Annotated in this window: 16 protein-coding genes, 1 tRNA gene and 1 other RNA gene; 12 read left to right on the plus strand and 6 right to left on the minus strand. The window is 40.4% G+C overall.

What is annotated here, in order from left to right:
- The first annotated feature begins 61 nt into the window (after positions 1–61).
- The 3 genes from U9670_RS02885 to pyrF all read left to right on the plus strand — a co-directional run bounded on the left by U9670_RS02885 (position 62) and on the right by pyrF (position 1,516).
- Positions 62–370 (plus strand): HU family DNA-binding protein, encoded by a 309-nt coding sequence (locus tag U9670_RS02885; RefSeq protein WP_323841298.1) that lies wholly within the window; start codon positions 62–64, stop codon positions 368–370.
- 63 nt (positions 371–433) lie between these two features.
- Positions 434–796 (plus strand): LapA family protein, encoded by a 363-nt coding sequence (locus U9670_RS02890; RefSeq protein WP_323841299.1) that lies wholly within the window; start codon positions 434–436, stop codon positions 794–796.
- A gap of 27 nt (positions 797–823) precedes the next feature.
- Complete coding sequence (gene pyrF / locus U9670_RS02895; RefSeq protein ID WP_323841300.1) at positions 824–1,516, plus strand: orotidine-5'-phosphate decarboxylase; 693 nt, start codon at positions 824–826, stop codon at positions 1,514–1,516.
- 76 nt (positions 1,517–1,592) lie between these two features.
- Here pyrF and ybeY read toward each other — a convergent pair whose 3' ends face one another.
- The 5 genes from ybeY to folE all read right to left on the minus strand — a co-directional run bounded on the left by ybeY (position 1,593) and on the right by folE (position 4,712).
- Positions 1,593–2,126 carry an rRNA maturation RNase YbeY gene (ybeY, locus tag U9670_RS02900; protein WP_323841301.1) on the minus strand — a complete coding sequence of 178 codons (534 nt, stop codon included), beginning with the start codon at positions 2,124–2,126 and terminating at the stop codon, positions 1,593–1,595.
- Positions 2,119–3,180 (minus strand): PhoH family protein, encoded by a 1,062-nt coding sequence (locus U9670_RS02905; RefSeq protein ID WP_323841302.1) that lies wholly within the window; start codon positions 3,178–3,180, stop codon positions 2,119–2,121. Before U9670_RS02905 ends, ybeY begins: the two co-directional genes overlap by 8 nt.
- A 323-nt stretch (positions 3,181–3,503) precedes the next feature.
- A tRNA-Asn gene (locus U9670_RS02910) sits at positions 3,504–3,579 on the minus strand.
- 142 nt (positions 3,580–3,721) lie between these two features.
- Positions 3,722–3,913, minus strand: a non-coding RNA gene (gene ssrS, locus U9670_RS02915) — 6S RNA.
- A 193-nt stretch (positions 3,914–4,106) separates the two neighbouring features.
- Entirely contained in the window at positions 4,107–4,712 is a 606-nt protein-coding gene (gene folE, locus U9670_RS02920; protein WP_323841303.1) for a GTP cyclohydrolase I FolE, read from the minus strand.
- A gap of 348 nt (positions 4,713–5,060) precedes the next feature.
- On the opposite strand from folE, the gene argC reads away from it, so the two are divergent.
- The 7 genes from argC to folD all read left to right on the plus strand — a co-directional run bounded on the left by argC (position 5,061) and on the right by folD (position 13,529).
- A complete protein-coding gene (argC, locus tag U9670_RS02925) occupies positions 5,061–6,131 on the plus strand; it encodes an N-acetyl-gamma-glutamyl-phosphate reductase (protein ID WP_323841304.1) in 1,071 nt (356 codons plus the stop codon).
- A gap of 140 nt (positions 6,132–6,271) precedes the next feature.
- Positions 6,272–6,484, plus strand: a complete 213-nt coding sequence (locus tag U9670_RS02930) for a heavy-metal-associated domain-containing protein (protein WP_323841305.1) — start codon at positions 6,272–6,274, stop codon at positions 6,482–6,484.
- A gap of 140 nt (positions 6,485–6,624) precedes the next feature.
- Complete coding sequence (locus tag U9670_RS02935; protein WP_323841306.1) at positions 6,625–8,880, plus strand: heavy metal translocating P-type ATPase; 2,256 nt, start codon at positions 6,625–6,627, stop codon at positions 8,878–8,880.
- Between the two features lie 118 nt (positions 8,881–8,998).
- Positions 8,999–9,769, plus strand: coding sequence for a hypothetical protein (locus tag U9670_RS02940; protein WP_323841307.1), 771 nt, complete (start codon positions 8,999–9,001; stop codon positions 9,767–9,769).
- Complete coding sequence (locus U9670_RS02945) at positions 9,762–10,205, plus strand: ATP-dependent Clp protease adaptor ClpS (protein ID WP_323841308.1); 444 nt, start codon at positions 9,762–9,764, stop codon at positions 10,203–10,205. The genes U9670_RS02940 and U9670_RS02945 overlap by 8 nt, the downstream gene beginning before the upstream one ends.
- Positions 10,206–10,292: 87 nt before the next feature.
- Positions 10,293–12,608, plus strand: coding sequence for an ATP-dependent Clp protease ATP-binding subunit ClpA (gene clpA / locus U9670_RS02950; RefSeq protein WP_323841309.1), 2,316 nt, complete (start codon positions 10,293–10,295; stop codon positions 12,606–12,608).
- Between the two features lie 66 nt (positions 12,609–12,674).
- On the plus strand, positions 12,675–13,529 hold the full coding sequence (gene folD / locus U9670_RS02955; RefSeq protein ID WP_323841310.1) for a bifunctional methylenetetrahydrofolate dehydrogenase/methenyltetrahydrofolate cyclohydrolase FolD: 855 nt from the start codon (positions 12,675–12,677) through the stop codon (positions 13,527–13,529).
- A gap of 152 nt (positions 13,530–13,681) precedes the next feature.
- Here the strand turns inward: folD and U9670_RS02960 are convergent, their stop codons facing one another.
- Complete coding sequence (locus U9670_RS02960) at positions 13,682–14,473, minus strand: cytochrome C assembly family protein (RefSeq protein ID WP_323841311.1); 792 nt, start codon at positions 14,471–14,473, stop codon at positions 13,682–13,684.
- 371 nt (positions 14,474–14,844) lie between these two features.
- On the opposite strand from U9670_RS02960, the gene ffh reads away from it, so the two are divergent.
- Positions 14,845–16,380, plus strand: coding sequence for a signal recognition particle protein (gene ffh / locus U9670_RS02965; RefSeq protein WP_323841312.1), 1,536 nt, complete (start codon positions 14,845–14,847; stop codon positions 16,378–16,380).
- Positions 16,381–16,526: 146 nt separating this feature from the next.
- On the plus strand, positions 16,527–17,186 hold the full coding sequence (gene tsaB, locus U9670_RS02970; protein ID WP_323841313.1) for a tRNA (adenosine(37)-N6)-threonylcarbamoyltransferase complex dimerization subunit type 1 TsaB: 660 nt from the start codon (positions 16,527–16,529) through the stop codon (positions 17,184–17,186).
- The last annotated feature ends 39 nt before the right edge of the window (positions 17,187–17,225 follow it).

Raw genomic sequence — 17,225 nt, forward strand, 5'->3', positions numbered from 1 at the left:
TGGTTAAATCCAAGGATTTAAAGACATTGTTGTCATTTTTTGAACCATTCAAGGTGGGTATATGCAACCAGCACAGCAAGTAATTAACAGGTCTGACCTTATTTCTAATTTGGCATCGGTATGTGATGGTGTTGAGGAGCCTGTTGTTGATGAGGCAGTGCGTGAAATCATCAACTTAATGGTGGATTGTTTATCGCATGATGGGCGTGTGGAAGTGCGAGGCTTTGGTAGTTTTTGTCTACACCATCGCAATGCCCGCAATGCCCGCAATCCACGCACAGGTGAGTCAGTTGCTGTTAAAGCTAAGGCTGTGCCATATTTTAAGCCTGGTAAGATGCTAAGAGAAATGGTAAATGAGGCTAATGATTAGTCATTTTTCTTATTATTTTTTTATTGTCAAATCTTGATTATTTAACCAAAAAAGAGAAAAGATATGCATATTGTTTTGGTTGTATTATTGGTGGCTGTATGTGCCTATGCGATAGGCTTGGTGCTATTAAACAATAGCGAGGTTGCGGTGAATTTGATGTTCTCAAATGTACCAACCATGAATCTTGGTCTGTTGCTTGTGATTACTATCATTTTGGGCATTGTGCTAGGAATGTTACTTGCACTTTTGGTATTTCGTGTGTTGCAAAATAAATGGGAAATCAGCCGCCTGACGAAAGAACTTAAACTAACTCAAACTCAGCTTACTGAAGCAAACATCAAACTCGCTAAGCAAGCCGAAGTGCATTCTGCTGAAATAGTGGCGACTGAAGGTGCCTCATCAATCAATAATCCTCCCAATCTATAAATTATAGAGCATTATTAAGGAAATGTGATGGTCAGTTCTCCAATTATAGTGGCGGTGGATAAGCATGATCTAAATGGTGCTTTGACTCTTGCTGATGGTTTAGACCCAAAGCTTTGTCGCTTAAAAGTAGGGAAGGAGCTGTTTACTATTTGTGGCCCAAAGGTGGTACAAGAGTTTCACCAGCGTGGCTTTGAAGTATTTTTGGATTTAAAATTCCATGACATTCCAAATACAACTGCCCAAGCGGTATTATCGGCAGCAGACATGGGCGTATGGATGGTAAATTTGCATGCCTCTGCTGGTTCAAAGGCGATGATGCTTGCCAAATCTCGTCTACAAGCAGGTGGCTATTATAATACCATGCTTATTGCGGTAACGGTACTAACTTCAATGTCAGACAGTGATTTGATAGAGCTTGGTATTTTTAGTACTGCTAAGGATCATGTACTTAAATTGGCAACCTTAACCAAAAATTCAGGGCTTGATGGTGTGGTATGTTCTGCTCAAGAGGCACAAATGTTAAAACAAGTGCTAGGGCAAGAATTTAAACTCATCACGCCAGGCATTCGTTTGGCAACAGACAGTGCTGATGATCAGCACAGGATATGCACCCCAAAAGATGCACTGGCTAATGGCTCAGATTATTTGGTGATTGGGCGTTCCATCACGGGTGCGAATAACCCAAATGAGAAATTGCACTTAATTTTGAATGATTTATAATTAAATGGTTTTGTTGGCAATAAAACAGTCTTTATTAGGCTGTTTTATTTTTTTGACCATAAAAATTGTAAGAAAATTAGGAGTAAGGATCATCAATACCTAATTCTCGTAAAATTTCAATTTCAAAATTCTCCATCTCAACAGCGTCTTTATCGCTGATCTCATGATCAAAACCTAGCAAGTGTAACAAGCCATGCACGAGTAAATGTGTTAAGTGATTGATAAAAGGTTTATTTTGTTCTTTGGCTTCACGCACCAAAACATCATGGCAAATAATGAGTTCGCCCAAAGGCACTTCTCCCATCACTTCCATGATGTCAGATGATAAAGCACTTGGATAAGATAAAATATTGGTAGCATAATCTTTGCCACGAGCGTCTAGATTCAACTGTCTGCCCTCAATATCATTTGTGATATAAATATCCACCATTTTTGGCTTATGCCAATAGTCTGATGCGTTATTAAAATAGGCAAATTTTAGTCCGTCATACATTTTATTGCTCATGACAGTCATGACATGGCCGATGACTTTGGTTAAATACTGCGTATCGTATTGGCTACTGTCTATGTCGTCATGATGGCTAATAAAAACTTCTGTTGCATCAGGCATTGCCACTTCCTACTTCTTTTTGGTTTTTGTCAGCTTTTTCAATGATGTGGGCGGCTTTGCGTGCAGATTTTATTTTTTCTTGTTCTTCATCAAAATGATCATAAGCTTGAACAATTTTTTGCACCAAATGATGACGCACCACATCTTTGCTGTCAAAATAGGTAATATGGATTTCATCAATTTTTGATAAAATGTGAAGTGCTTGTGATAAGCCAGATTTATGCCCACGAGGTAGGTCTACCTGTGTCATATCCCCCGTAATAACTGCACGAGAACCAAAGCCTAAGCGAGTTAGGAACATTTTCATTTGTTCTGGTGTGGTGTTTTGTGCCTCATCTAAAATAACAAAACTGTTGTTGAGTGTGCGTCCACGCATATAGGCAAGTGGTGCAACTTCGATGACTTGACGCTCAATTAATTTGCCTACTTTTTCAAAACCAAGCATCTCATACAATGCATCATATAAAGGCCGTAGATAAGGGTCGATTTTTTGACTCAAGTCCCCTGGCAAAAAGCCTAACTTCTCGCCAGCTTCCACCGCAGGACGCACAAGTAAAATACGCTCAATCTCACCACGCTCCAACATGTCAACAGCACACGCCACCGCTAAATAAGTCTTACCTGTGCCAGCAGGACCCACACCAAATGACACATCAGAGACAAGAATTTTTTTGACATATTCTTGTTGATTATAGCCACGAGGTGTAATTTTACCTTTACGGGTGCGTAAGCTGATATCGGCGTACGATTTGTTTTTGTTAGGTTCATTCATCTCATAATCTTTATTATTGTCATAAGACAGGCTAGATTGAATGATGAGATGCAGTTCTTCGCTGTCAATATTGTCATCTGCAATTTCAGCCAACTTATTGATGATAAACTCACCACGCTCCACAGCAGTTAAATCGCCTGTTAATATGAATGAATTTTGGCGTTGAACAATCTGAATGTCTAGGCGTTCTTGGAGATATTTTAGGTGTTTGTTGTATTCACCAGCCAGATTTCTTAGGGTATTGGCATCTAATTCTAGGATAATCGTGCGAGAGATGGTCAAGAATGTTTCCTTTTTTTTGAGTAAATAAGTCTTGTGTTATGTGTTTGAATGAACGATGCGACTATAATAAGGATTTGGGTTGGGATTTTCAAGAGGGGTAAAATGGTCTTATTACCATAAGACATAAAAATGGTATTAAAAAAAGATAGGGTGCTGAGCTTTAAAATATGCTTAAATGACTAAGCAACAAGCTTAAATAATCATGATAAACACCAAATCTTGGTGATGGATAACTGCTATGAGCAGGTATGGCTAACAAACATGATCAAAAACCCTTCTCAGTACATTGAGAAAGGTTTTTGATTGCTATTTCTAGCTTAATATGGCTCCCCAACCTGGGCTCGAACCAGGGACACACGGATTAACAGTCCGATGCTCTACCGACTGAGCTATTGGGGAATATCTAGCAAGTCGTTTAATATGAGGCGTATTATAACAGCTAATTTTTACTTGTCAACAATTTTTTTAACTTTTTTATTTAACTTTTATTTAAATATCTCAAAAGTATTTTTGCATTTAACTTTATATCAAATGACAAAAATAAAAAACCAAGGTGCCGCTACAAAGGGGTAACCATGAACCGTAAGGTTCAAGGCGGAACGCACCACTATTTATTACGGCTTCCTGATACATCACAAGATGCAGGCCTGCACAACAAAATAGTAGGAGTGCGTTCCTAGGATAAAATTATCGGCTCAGGAATACGCTTTGCTGGCGAACACCCCAGTTGCGGTCATTATAGCATTTTTTTGATAATTTTCAAGGCTTGACATAAATTTTATATGAATAACTGTTTGATTTATCAAAACTTATTGGATTTTTTTAGATTTTTAACTCTAAAATAAAGCCTATACCTGATGGTATGGGCTTTAAGACAAATTGGGCGACTTTAAGCATGATTAATATCACTGGCATAAAGATGTAGTTTAACCAAATGCAGGTTGTCGTTTTGGAATGGCGTTTAAAAATTCACTTCTTGCCTGTTGGTTTGTGTTAAAATCGCCCAACATACTGACTGTGCGAGTGGTGGATTGTTGCTTGCTGACACCACGCATCATCATGCACATATGGCTTGCATCCATGACAACTGCAACGCCATGACAATCTGTTAGACTCTCAATGGCGGTGGCGATTTGCTTGGTTAAGTTTTCTTGAATTTGTAGGCGACGGGCATACATGTCAACAATGCGTGCAACTTTGGACAGTCCCAGTACTTTGCCATTTGGCAGATAACCGACATGTGCTACGCCGTAAAAAGGCAATAGGTGATGCTCACATAGTGAATAAAATTCTATGTTCTGCACCAGCACCAGTTCAGGATTGTCTGATGGAAAAATTGCATCATTTGCCACTACATCAAGCGACTGATGATAGCCACGAGTTAGATAGCTAAATGCTTTGGCAGCACGCATTGGCGTATCTAGCAGGCCTTCACGGTTTAAATCCTCACCGCTACTTTCTATGATATTGACATAATGACTGGCGATTTTTTCGTAATCTGGGATAAAATCAATGTTATCGGAATTTGACATGATGAATGATTTAATATTATGAATAAATATAAAAGATATAGCTTAACTTAAAATCAAATTTTATCAAGTAAAATCTTAAAAACTTGCAAAAAATTTCTCAACTTGTCATAAAGTTTGCTAAAAATGGCAAAATTTTCATCAAAATCGTAAAAAGTTTGGCATAAAAAATGTGAATTTGTTATATTAAGATTTAAAACTGTATTTTATATTTAAGAAACTTTATATAATATATTTAAGAATGTTTGAATGTATTAAATTGAATTGTATTAAAGCTGTTTTTTAATCTTTTACATCGGTTGCACTGGTGAATTGCTAAGCAATTAATTTCAATCAATTGGCGGGGTGAGTATGTCGAAAAATGCAACAAAAATTAAAGTTGGTATCGTAGGTGGCACAGGCTATACGGGTGTGGAACTGATTCGTTTGCTGTCAAACCATCCAAATGTACAGATTGTCATGTTGACTTCTCGCACTGAGGCTGGTAGAGAGGTTAGTGAGATTTTTCCATCATTGCGTGGCGTATCTGATGTGCAGTTTAGTGATGCTGATGATGACAAGTTGGCACAATGTGATGTGGTGTTTTTTGCCACGCCGCATGGTGTCGCCATGAGAGCGGCTGAATTTTTGCTCATTAAGGGTGTAAAAATCATTGATTTGGCAGCGGATTTTCGCTTACAGGATTTAGATGCCTTTAAAGAGTGGTATGGCATGACGCATGAATGTGCAGACATTTTGGTGGATTCAGTTTATGGCCTGCCAGAGATTAACCGTCAGAAAATTAAGTCTGCTCAAGTGGTGGGCAATCCTGGTTGTTATCCAACTACTGCCATTTTGGGCTTGTCTGCAATCATCGATGAGCAAAATCGTCAAAATCAGATGTTGATTGAAGAGCGTATTATTATTGATGCCAAATCAGGCATTTCTGGAGCGGGGCGTGGTGCGAAATTGGATTTGATTTTTAGTGAAATTTTGGATAACTTTAGTGCCTATGGTGTGTCGGGGCATCGTCATTTGCCTGAGATTGAGCAGGGGGTGCATGGTGTTTTGGGGTCAAAATTTACGCAAAAAATTCGTTTTGTGCCACATCTTGTGCCGATGATTCGTGGTATGTTTAGTACGATTCATTTGACACTGACAGATGCAGGTCAAAGCGTAGATTGGCAATCGGTGTTTGAAAATCGCTTTCAAGATGAGTATTTTATTGATGTATTACCAAAAGGTCTGTTGCCACAGACTAAGCATACTCGGGCATCCAACTTTTTAAGAATTGGCTTGCATCAAGATAAAGAAACTTTGACTGTGCTTGTGGTGCAGGATAACTTGGTCAAGGGTGCAGTAGGACAGGCAGTACAAAACATGAATATTATGTTTGGACTGGACGAAAAATCAGGGCTAAATGTTGTGCCTGTCGTGCCATAACTTTAATTTTTAATCATGGTGTGTTTTTTGTCAATCAAACTGCTTGTACCTATTTGTCTTAAGTTTGATTGAGTGTGCTGGTTGCTATCAATTTCATTTGTTAATTTGATTTGTTAAATTTAAAACATGAGGAGAAAATCATGAGTATTGAAACATTAACTTTAAAAATCTATGGCATGACCTGTGAAGGCTGTGAATCAAGTGTGCGTCATGCTTTTAACGCACTGGCTGGTGTGCAAAATGTGGAAGTGAATCGTCTGCTTGAACAGGCTGTTGTTACTTATGATGATGAACTATTAGATAAAATCCAAATCATCAATGCGGTTGAAGATGCTGGATTTAGTACAACTTAAATTGATAAAAAACCAAATGTATGTCATTTGGTTTTTTTTGTTGATTAAGATTAAATTGCACAAAAATATTTGTGCATGGTTGCTGTTATAACTAGGAAGCAACAATACCGATAAATACATCAAAATGACAAAATGACAAAATGACAAGTAAAACATTGACAGAGCAAAGGTTTGCCATCATGGGCATGACCTGCCAAGCGTGTGCCAATCGCCTAGAAAAAGTTTTAAATAAAAATCCGTTGGTGGATATGGCACAGGTGAATTTTGCAACCGAAACGCTCACTATTCGCCATAAGAATGCCGACAGCCAAGATGTCGTGGCATGGATAAGCAAGGCTGGTTTTGAAGGGGTATTGGTAGATGAGTTAAAACCCGCAGATAAAGTAACAATTCCCTATCAGCTTTTGGTGTTGTGCTTGATTTCTTTGCCATTTTGGGTGGGTATGCTTGGCATGATGATAAAGAATCATGCGTTGATGCCGTCTGTTTGGGTGCAGTTTGTACTATCAAGTATTGTACAGTTTGTTTTTGGTTGGCGTTTTTATCGTGGTGCTTGGTCGTCTTTGCGTGCTGGCCTTGCCAATATGGATGTTTTGATTGCTCTGGGAACGACAGCGATTTGGCTGTATTCAACCTATGTATGGCTTTTTCATGTTGGGCGTGGCACTCATGAGATGGTGTATTTTGAAGCATCGGTGATGGTGATCGCCTTTGTGAGTCTGGGAAAACATCTAGAAGCACGCACCAAGCAAGACGGCTTAAATAGTCTTTCTTTATTGATGGGTCTGATACCAAATACCACATCACGCAAAAATAACAAAACTTGGCAAACAATTGATGTTGAGTCTGTGAAAGTGGGCGATGTTTTGTTGGCACGAGTGGGTGAGCGAATTGCTGTAGATGGTGTGCTGACAGTAGGTGTAGGATTGGTTGATGAAGCGCATTTGACGGGCGAAAGTGAGCATTTACCTAAGATGATGGGTGATACTGTGTTGGCTGGCAGTATTGTGATTGATGGTGGTTTTGAGTATCAAGCGACAGCGACAGGCAATCAGACAGCACTTGGCGATATGATTACCGCACTTAATGAAGCTCAGAGTACAAAAGCGGACATCACACGATTGACAGATAAGATTGCAGGGATTTTTGTGCCTGCGGTGGTATTGGTAGCATTTGTGGTCTTTGTATTTAATTGGCTAATACTTGGTGTATTTGATGCAGCACTCATGCGAGCGGTGTCGGTTTTGGTCATCGCTTGTCCATGTGCACTTGGGCTGGCAACTCCTGCCGCCATCATGGCAGGAATGGGTGTGGCGGCACGCCACGGTGTGCGATTTAAGGACGCATCAAGTCTTGAGATGGCAGGGCGTATTGATACAATGGTTTTTGATAAGACAGGCACGCTCACGGTGGGAAAGCCTACCATTCGTGCGGTGTTGTTGGCAGATGGCTTTGCTTATGATGATGTTTTGACCATTGTTGCAAGTCTAGAACAGCAGGCCACTCACCCACTTGCCAAGAGCATTGTTAAAAGTGCACTTGACAAAGGACTTAATTTGCACTCTGCCAGCTGTTCAAAAACCATCATTGGTGAGGGCTTGATGGGCGATGTTGGTGATGTGGGTATGGTCAAGGTAGGAACACCAAAATTTGTTGGTCTGACCAATTTCAATCATTTTATAAAAAACCAACCAGTTGGTTTTAAAACTATTCATATTGATGATGATAAACATGGTACATCAGAGGCTATTTGGGAAACTGCCAGCATTGTTGCTGTTTCGGTTAATGACAAGTTGATTGCTATTTATGCACTGAGTGATACACCAAAATCTGACGCCAAGCGAGTGATTCATCGTTTACAAAAAGATGGCATTTGTGTCATTATGATGAGTGGAGACCGCCAAGGTGTGGTTGATGATGTGGCAGGTGGTCTGGGCATTCATCAGGCATATGGTCATTTATCCCCACGAGATAAATCAATAAAAATCAATAACTTAAAAAAATCTGGTAGCATTGTGGCAATGGTTGGTGATGGGGTGAATGATGCACCAGCTATGGCATCAGCACAGGTGAGTTTTTCGGTGCGTGATGCATCAAGCATTGCCAAATATGCCGCTTCTGCTGAGTTGATTGGTGATTGTTTGGCTCATGCTTACTATGCACAAAAAATCGCCAAAGCCACTTTAAAAAATATTAAGCAAAATCTATTTTTTGCTTGTATTTATAATGTTTTTGGTATTGTTTTTGCAGCGTTGGGGTTGTTAAATCCCATTGTTGCGGCAGCAGCTATGGCACTAAGCTCTATCTGTGTTTTGGTGAATGCTTTAAGATTAAAAAGATTTGACATAAAAAATGATTTTGAAAGCAACCTTAAAAACAAATACCAAATACCATGATTACCGTGTCATCAAAAATAACTGTGATGTGATTTTTACACAATTTTTTGTAAAATTACCACGAATATTGAGCTGATATTTGATATAATGAACGAACCTTATTTGCTTTTTTAAATCCATGTCAAAAACCATCACACAGCTTAATTTTCATTTTCTTGATAAATCGTCTCCCGCTCAACAACAAGGTGCAGTAGCACAGATTCTGACATTGTTCCTTGTGGCGATTGTCTTTACAGCACTTGTATTGGCATTTGTTGGTTATCAGTTTGGATATCGTCAGGGTGTGAATTCTGTCCAAGATACGCTGGCTGATAAGGCATTGGGTGCTGATGCAAGCGCACTTGCCACCCAAAATACCGAACTGCAGTTACAGCTCGATGCCATCATTAAAGAACGAGACATTAGCCTTAATAATTTTGAACATCTGAGTGCTGAAAAGCAGTATTTACAGACTAAAAATTTGCAATTAGAGCAGACCAATGCCTTGTTAAAAGCATCGGTGGCAGAGCAAGGTGGTGTGGCACTTAAAGTTACGGCGTCTGAGATAAGCTCATTGCCAGATAATACTTTTGAATACCGTTTTGATGTAGCGATGATTGATGTTTCTGGTAAAGCAATGCGAATGACACCACGCTTGACGCTACTTAATAGCACGAGTATGGTTGAAATCCCATTGACTCCTTCAAGCTATGAGATTGATGGTGCGGCAAGTATTCGTGGGCGGTTTGTGATGCCAGATGGCTTTGTGCCACGCCAAATGAAATTGGAGCTGATTGCAGGTGAGCAAAAAGTACAGCAACTTTATAATTGGCGAGTTGGTAAAATGAAGACAAATGCCTCTTTGCCACCATCTAAAAGTGGAATGAACAAGCAATTGGGTCATGAATAATATCAAAAGTCGGGCGATTGCTCGGCTTTTTCTTGCTTGGCTTGGTTTTGTTAGTATGTTGGACATTAAGATAATGAAATTTTCACCTATTCATCAGATGAATCATCAACTGCATCATGGGCAATCTGCACATGATACACAAGAACAAGAAGATATAGCACTGCTTGAGAAAGTGGAAAAAACACAAGCACCGATGTATGCGGTTGTCATGCATAACGATGATTATACAACGATGGATTTTGTGGTGTATGTGCTGATGGAAATGTTTAATCATACACTTGAGCGTGCCATACAGCTGATGTATGCCATTCATGAAACTGGCTGTGCGGTGGTGGCGATCATGCCGTATGAGATAGGTGAGATGAAAGTGATGCAGGTAACTGAGCTTGCTGAGCAAATGGAGTATCCGCTTTTAACCACCCTTGAAAAGCAATAATTTTGAAAAAGCAATGAGGGTGGGTGGTGATGTCTAAGTCTTAATGGCTGTTTTGAAGATTTTTTATGGGAAAAATTAGGAAAAATAATGTTCAGCACAGATTTTGAAACCGTACGACAACAGATTGAGAAGTATACCAAAAAACACCGTCATGAGTTCATTACGATAGAGCATTTATTGCTTGGGTTGTTAGGCAGTGATTCGGTGAGTGAAATGCTGACTGATTTTGGCGTGGATATTAGTGCATTAAGCGATGAATTAAAAATTTATTTATCCAATTATGTGCCAAAAACTGCCAATGATCACGCTCACATTAAACCCACCAAAAGCTGTGAGCGAGTATTACAACGAGCCATCTGGCATCAGCAGTCAAGTGGGGTAGAGCGTCTGATTGATTGTATTGATGTGTTGGTGGCGATATTCAACGAAAAAGATTCGCAATCGGTATACTTCTTGCAAAATTGTGATGTGAATAAACTGCGTGTGCTTCGTTATTTATCGCATAATAAAAAAGACAAAGAAGAGGGCATTAAACATACCCAAAATATCAAAAAAACCACTAAAAAATCCGCAAATCCGCTGAATGATTTTACCATCAACCTGAACGAGCGTGCAAAAAATGGACAAATTGACCCATTGATTGGGCGAAATGCTGAAATTGAACGCACAGTGCAGGTGTTGTGTCGTCGTCGCAAGAATAATCCGTTACTGGTTGGTGAAGCAGGCGTGGGTAAAACTGCCATTGCTGAGGGATTGGCGTGGTTGATTGTCAATGGTAAAGCACCAGAAGCATTGAGCAAAACAGTGATTCATAGCCTTGAAATTGGCTCGCTTGTCGCAGGCACAAAGTTTCGTGGTGATTTTGAAAATCGTATGAAAGAGCTGTTAGCTACCCTAAAAAATACACCAAATGCCATACTCTTTATTGATGAGATTCATACCGTGATTGGGGCTGGTTCCACCATGAACAGTACGATGGATATGTCTAATCTCATCAAGCCTGCTCTTTCTAATGGTGAGCTTCGTTGTATTGGCTCAACCACCTTTAATGAATATCGGCAAATTTTTGAAAAAGACCATGCTTTATCTCGTAGATTTCAAAAAATTGATGTTACTGAACCATCTGTGGTGGATACAGTGGGGATTTTGCAAGGGTTGAAAGAAAAGTATGAAAACCATCATCGAGTGTATTATACCGATGAAGCATTAGAATCGGCAGCCAACTTGTCATCACGATACATTCAGGATAGATTTTTGCCTGATAAAGCGATAGATGTTATTGATGAGGCGGGTGCTAGGGTTAAAATGCTTGGTAAGGGCGGTGATGAACCTACTGTGATTGATGTTGCCATGATTGAAGAGGTGGTGGCGAAAATGGCACGCATTCCAGCAAAGTCTGTCTCAACAGATGATAAAAAGACTTTAAAAAATCTTGAACGCAACCTAAAACATGTCATTTTTGGGCAAGATGAGGCGATTGAAAGTATCTCATCTGCCATCAAATTGGCTCGTGCAGGGCTAAAACCTATTGATAAACCAATTGGTGCTTTTATGTTTGCAGGTCCTACTGGTGTGGGCAAGACAGAGGTCTGTAAGCAGCTTGCCTTTATGCTGGGCGTGGAATTTGTGCGGTTTGATATGAGTGAGTATATGGAGGCGCACACCGCATCACGGCTGATTGGTTCGCCTCCAGGTTATGTAGGCTTTGATCAAGGTGGTCTTTTGACTGAAAAAATCCATAAACACCCACATTCGGTGTTATTGCTTGATGAGATTGAAAAAGCCCACCCTGATGTATTTAATCTGCTTTTGCAAGTCATGGACCATGGCACGCTGACGGATAATAATGGACGCATGGTGTCATTTAAACAAGTCATTCTCATCATGACAACCAATGTTGGTGCACAGAGCATCAGTCGTGCATCAATGGGTTTTACTCATCAAGACCACTCAACTGACAACTTTGATGCACTCAAACGCACTTTTACACCAGAGTTTCGTAACCGCCTAGATGCAGTCATCAGTTTTGCACCGCTTGATGAACGAGTAATGGCTTTGGTCGTGGATAAGTTTATTGTAGAGTTACAAACCCAACTTGACGATAAGAATGTTGTTTTGGAAATAGGTGATGGGGTGCGAGACTATCTTGCCAAGAAAGGCCATGACAGATTGATGGGTGCAAGACCAATGGCACGCCTGATTCAAAATGAAATTAAAAAACCACTTGCTGAATTGATTTTATTTGGTGAGCTTGTGAATGGTGGCGTGGTGCAGGTTTTATTAAATGATGGCAACAGCATAGATTTGTCCGAGCAAAATACAGCACAAAGCCCATCTTCGGGTGTGGAAAAACTACGCTTTAATGTGCTACAATCTACGCCTAAAAATGCGGTGGCTAAGTAGGAATTTTCTTATTTTAATCCCGCTGTTTTTTGTGTATTTATCTAATTTTGGTTTAAGGAAATGGTTATGGCACAGATTTTGGACGGTAAAGCGTTGGCACGCTCAATTGAAAGCGAGCTGTCGGCACGAGTGGCAAATTTAAAAGAAAAAACAGGGCGGACACCCATTTTGGCGACCATCTTGGTGGGTGATGACCCTGCATCAGCAACCTATGTGCGTATGAAAGGTAATGCCTGCAAACGCATTGGTATGGATAGCATTCGTGTGGAGATGCCACAAAGTACCACCACCCAGGAGTTACTTGATAAAATTGATGAACTTAATGCCAATCCTGATGTGCATGGCATCTTGCTACAACACCCTGTGCCAGAGCAGATTGATGAGCGTGCGTGTTTTGATCGCATTAGTCTTGCCAAAGATGTGGACGGTGTAACTTGCCTAGGTTATGGGCGTATGGCGATGGGTGAAGTTGCCTATGGTTCCTGCACTCCTCAGGGCATCATGCACCTATTAAATCATTATGATATAGAGCTGTCTGGTAAGCATGCGGTTGTTGTTGGTCGTAGTGCGATTTTGGGCAAACCTATGGCTGCCATGCTCTTAAATGCTAATTGCACTGTAACCATTTGTCATTCACGCACACAAAATCTTGCTGAGCATATCAGGCAGGCAGACATTGTGGTTGGTGCTGTGGGCGTGCCAGAATTGATTAAAAAAGACTGGATTAAAAAGGGTGCGGTGGTCATTGATGCAGGCTTTCACCCAACGCCACAAGGTGGCTGTGGTGACATTGAACTTAATGGCATTGAGAGCATTGCGGCGGCTTATACGCCTGTGCCAGGTGGCGTGGGTCCAATGACAATCAATACGCTGATTCGCCAAACTGTCGAAGCAGCGGAGTTGGAGGCTGGTATTCGTTAATTTATTTTGCACCAGCAATAAAAAAACTGCCTAAAAATTGGGCAGTTTTTTGTTTTATTAAGATTGAATGGCTTAATATCAGGGGTTATATGAATGACAATAATCAGTTTGTAGTATTTTTTAACTGAGGGGTTGGTTTGCTTGTTTAGATGTCAGACCAACAAATCCATCACTGCTTTTGAACCAATAAAGCCGACAGCAAGCAGAATAAAGCCATAAATGGTGAAATTTGCCGCACGCTTGCCACGCCAGCCAAAACGGTAGTGTCCAATGATGAATATGCCAAAAACCACCCAAGACAGTACGCTAAAAAATAATTTGTGAGCGATGTGTTGTGCCATGATGTCGTAAGTTGCCACCATACCTAAGCCCAGTGCCACGCTTAAAATCACAAACCCCATCAAAATCATGTCAAACAGTAGGCTCTCCATACTTTGTAAGCTTGGCAACTTGCTCACCCAAAAGCGATGAATGGTACGGCGTTTGAGTTCTTGAATTTGCAATCGCAGCATGACCGCCTGCACTGTTGCCATAAGTAGTACGCAGTAAGCCGCAAATGACAGCAGAATATGTAGTTGCAAAAATGGACTTAAGTGAATAAGTGGCTCGTAAGCTGCTTTTCCCAAATGGCCAATACTAAGTCCAATAAAAGATACAGGTGTTGCCAAAATGCCCAAGCTTAAAATCGGGCGGTATAGGCTAAACAATGCAAAAAATATCAAAAAAAACAAACTGATCAGGCTGATGGTATTAAAAATATTAAAATTTAGTCCGTATGGCGTAATGATTTTTGGATACAACAAAAATGCGTGTAATGTTGCACCGATGAGCAAAGTGATGAGTGTTTGGGTTTTGTTGATGGGTTGCTCTTTGGCGAGTTTTTGGTATAAATTTAGGCCTGTGATGGCATAAATCAACGCAGTTACAAGATAAATAGTCAGCATGGCAACCCCTAAAATACAACTCTGTATTTGCGTTAAAATGACGATAAAGGCCCAGTTAACGACCGTCAATCTTGCTATTTTTACATGAAAAATTAAAATTTATGCTGATGATTGAATTGACCGTCAATGGCAAAAAAGTATAGCAAAATTCACAAAAGGTGTAAAGTAGCATTCTTAGGGTTGTCGTTGGCTCATCATTTTAACTTGATGCACCGATTTAATGTATTGGCTTGATGGATGAATTGGTTTAATTGATGCTGGGTAAATCTGCCAATTCTTCCATAAACTTTAATTTGCATTGGCATAATTATTCATTTTGGCTTACAATAGGCACCAGTTTATTTAATTGTAAAAGTCATCTTGGAAAAATTATGTTTGATACCTTAACTCAAAGACTCTCTGGTAGCCTGCGTAACATCACAGGTACATCACAGCTTAGCGAAGACAATATCAAATCCACCCTTCGTGAAGTACGCATGGCACTATTAGAAGCTGATGTGGCACTGCCTGTAGCGCGTGAATTTGTCGCCAAAGTTAAAGAGCAAGCACTGGGTCGGGAGGTTTTAAAAGAGCTACAACCTGGTCAAGCATTTGTTAAGATTGTTTATGATGAGCTGACCGAGATGATGGGCTCGGCCAACCAGTCGCTTGCAATGACAGGCAAACCGCCCGTGGTGTATCTTTTAGCAGGCTTGCAAGGGGCTGGCAAGACGACCACCGCAGGCAAGCTGGCTAAGTTTTTACAAGAAAAACAAAACAAAAAGGTCATGCTTGTTTCGGCGGATGTGTATCGTCCTGCAGCGATTAATCAGCTTGAATTTATAGCAGGTCAGGTTGGTGCGATGTTTGTTCCATCTAGCACAAGTGAAAATCCAATTGATATTGCTCGCCGTGCCATTGAGGAGGCGAAGTTAAAATATGCTGACATTCTTATCATTGATACGGCAGGTCGCCTAGCGATTGACGAGGAGATGATGAAGGAAATTAAGGAGTTGACGCAGGCTGTCAATCCGAGCGAGACTTTGTTTGTTGTGGATAGTATGACAGGTCAAGATGCGGCCAATACCGCCAAAGCCTTTAATGATGCACTGTCTTTGACTGGTGTGATTTTGACCAAAACAGATGGCGATGCCCGTGGCGGTGCGGCACTTTCAGTGCGTGCAATTACTGGCAAGCCAATTAAATTTTTGGGGCGTGGTGAAAAACTAGAAGCACTTGAATTATTTCACCCTGAGCGTATTGCTCAGCGTATCTTGGGCATGGGCGATGTACTTTCTTTGGTTGAAGAGGTTGAAAGTAAAATTGACCGTGAACAAGCCGAACGCATGGCCAAAAAACTCCAAAAAGGTGGTGATTTTGATTTGGAGGACTTGCTAAACCAATTTCAGCAAATGAAAAATCTTGGTGGTATGGCGGGATTTTTGGATAAGATGCCAGGCATGGGTGGTGCAGACTTACAAAAAGCAATGGAAGAGGCCAGACCTGAACAAAAGGTTAAAGAAATGGAGGCGCTGATTCATTCAATGACCCCATTTGAACGCCAAAACCCTGACAAAATTACCCCAAGTCGCAAACGCCGTATCGCTGCAGGTTCAGGTAAACAGATACAAGATGTAAACCGCCTGCTAAAACAACACAAGCAGATGGCAAGAATGATGAAAATGATTAGCCGTCCTGATGGTATTGGAAAAATGATGAAGGCGGTGCAAGGTCTAACTAAGGGTATGTCAGGCGGTGGTCCGTTGTTTGGTGGTAATAAAGGTCAGGCAGGCATGAATGAAACGCAGATGCGACAATCCATGAGCGAGCTGGGTCTTGACCCAAATAATATGCCAAGCGTGGAAGAGATGCAAAAGCAAATCAAAGCAATGGAAGGTCAGTTGCCTAATTTCAAAAAGCGTTTTTGAGTTTTTGATTCATAAAAACACCTAGCAGACAGTTTGGGTGTTTTTATGCTTTTTTTACTCTCTGCATTATTTTATATCATCTAAGCTAAGCAACTTAAAAAACAAACCAAACAATAAACCAAACTAAATCAGTCAAGTAAATTCTTATGTTAATCGCTTTTGATACAGTGTTTGAGCAATGCTCTGTTGCACTGCTGGACAATCATAAATTGATCGCTCAAAAAACCACCGAGGGTGCTCGTGGTCAAACAGAAATTATCCTACCGATGATAGATGAGCTACTTAGGGCGAATGATGCCCATCTTGATGATGTTGATTTGCTCGCCTTTAACCGTGGCCCAGGTGCATTTAGTGGCATTCGTATTAATACGGCAGTTGTGCAAGCATTATCTTTTGCACATGACATTGCTTGTGTGGGTGTATCAAGCTTGCAAGCATTGACAAATGGTTTTTGTATGCAAAACAGCTTGATGAATGGCACAACCATCGCAAGTTGTATTGATGCTCGCCAAAATGAAGTTTATGTATGTTTTTATCAAATTAAAAATAGCCAGCCAATCCAAGTTGCTGATGAACAGTTATTACCCTATGAAAGTCAAGTCAATGCTGATATTGTGATTGGTGATGGCGGTGATTTTATTCAAACTGATGGCACGAAAGTTTTGTATAGACCGACTGCTTATGACATCGGTAAAATTGCTTATGCTGAATTTTTAAAAAATGGTGGAACAACCGCAGACAATGCTTTGCCAGTGTATTTGCGTCATAATGCGTGGAAAACTTTAGCGGAGCAAGGCAAAAAATAATTTTATTTTTTTGTCATTTTCATTTGTTATTGTTATAAA

The sequence above is a fragment of the Moraxella tarda genome (assembly GCF_035181405.1).
In the GTDB taxonomy this organism is placed as follows: domain Bacteria; phylum Pseudomonadota; class Gammaproteobacteria; order Pseudomonadales; family Moraxellaceae; genus Moraxella.